The sequence below is a fragment of the Streptomyces nanhaiensis genome (assembly GCF_046614825.1).
Taxonomy (GTDB): domain Bacteria; phylum Actinomycetota; class Actinomycetes; order Streptomycetales; family Streptomycetaceae; genus Streptomyces; species Streptomyces radiopugnans.
Genome location: NZ_JBKJFM010000339.1, coordinates 1 through 1,332, shown reverse-complemented (window position 1 = coordinate 1,332; position 1,332 = coordinate 1). Strand labels below are relative to the sequence as shown.

3 protein-coding genes are annotated in these 1,332 nt (G+C 70.6%); all 3 read right to left on the bottom strand.

The window, feature by feature from the left end; genetic code table 11:
• The coding region (locus ACLIYP_RS30455) for an adenosylhomocysteinase (RefSeq protein ID WP_412716298.1) at positions 1 to 262 on the bottom strand (262 nt) is incomplete at its 3' end.
• Positions 240 to 1,175 (bottom strand): methylenetetrahydrofolate reductase [NAD(P)H], encoded by a 936-nt coding sequence (gene metF, locus ACLIYP_RS30450; RefSeq protein WP_412716297.1) that lies wholly within the window; start codon positions 1,173 to 1,175, stop codon positions 240 to 242. The genes metF and ACLIYP_RS30455, both read right to left, overlap by 23 nt.
• Positions 1,172 to 1,332: vitamin B12 dependent-methionine synthase activation domain-containing protein (locus tag ACLIYP_RS30445; RefSeq protein ID WP_412716299.1), on the bottom strand; the 161-nt coding region annotated here is incomplete at its 5' end. The genes ACLIYP_RS30445 and metF, both read right to left, overlap by 4 nt.

The following is a 1,332-nucleotide window of genomic DNA, read 5'->3' as shown; positions in this document are numbered from 1 at the left end:
AGAAGATGTTGCACGAGGCCCAGCGCACCCGCGCCCCCAGCGCCACCAGCGTCTCGATCAGCACCGCCGTCTGCACCGTCATGTGCAGCGACCCGGTGATCCGCGCCCCGGCCAGCGGCCGCGCGGCAGCGTACTCCTCCCGGATCGCCATCAGCCCCGGCATCTCGTGCTCGGCCAGCGTGATCTCCTTGCGGCCGAACGCCGCCAGGGACAGATCCGCCACCTTGAAGTCCGTGAATTCAGCGGTGGGTTGCGAGGACATGCTGGGCACTCCTTGTGGTCTGTGTGCTCTGGATGCTGTGGTGGATGTTGCGGTGGATGTCGAGGGTCGCGGTGGACTTGTTCAGGGTGATGTAGTGCAGGCCGGGGGCGCCTTCGGCCAGCAGGCGCTCGGCCATGGCGGTGGCGTGGTCGACGCCGATGCGGTGGCCGGCGGCCGGGTTGCCTCGGGCGGCCTCCAGACGGCGGGCCAGGTCCTCGGGGAAGGCCGCGCCCGACAGTTCGGCGAAGCGGGCGATCTGCCGGACGTCGGTGGCGGGCATGATCTCGGGGATGATCGGAGTGTCGCAGCCGGCGGCCGCCACCTTGTCGCGCAGCCGCAGATAGTCCTCGACGTGGAAGAACATCTGGGTGATGGCGTAGTCGGCGCCGGCCTTGCACTTGGCGACGAAGTGGCGGATGTCGCTGTCCCAGTCGGGCGAGCGGGGGTGCTTCTCGGGGAACGCGGCCACCCCGACGCTGAAGTCGCCCATCTCCTTGACCAGGGAGACCAGTTGGTGGGCATGGGTGAAGCCCTGCGGGTGCGGGGTCCAGGGTGCGCCCGGATCGCCGGGCGGGTCGCCGCGCAGGGCGAGCACATCGCGCACTCCTGCGTCGGCGTACCGGCCGATGATGTGGCGCAACTCGGCCACGGAGTGGCCGACGGCGGTGAGGTGGGCCACCGGCCGCAGCGTGGTCTCGGCCGCGATCCGCTCGGTGACGGCGACGGTGCGGTCCCGGGAGGATCCGCCGGCGCCGTAGGTGACCGAGACGAACGTCGGACGCAGCGCCTCGATGCGGCGGACGGCCTCCCACAGGGTGCGGGCCCCCGCCTCGGTCCTGGGCGGGAAGAACTCGAACGAGTACGAGCGCTCCCCTGCGGCCAGGACCTCGCGCAGTGTTCTCGTGGTTCTCATGACCGGCCGCCTCCGGCATTGAAGTAGGTCGCCTCGGGGTGGTGGAGGACGATGGCGTCGGTGGACTGCTCGGGATGGAGCTGGAACTCCTCGGACAGCGTCACCCCGATCCGCTCCGGCCGCAGCAACTCGGCGATCTTGGCGCGGTCGGCCAGGT

Bases quoted from the DNA above. Each gene is read 5' to 3' on its own strand.
- metF (WP_412716297.1), bottom strand. From the start codon at position 1,175: ATGAGAACCACGAGAACACTGCGCGAGGTCCTGGCCGCAGGGGAGCGC.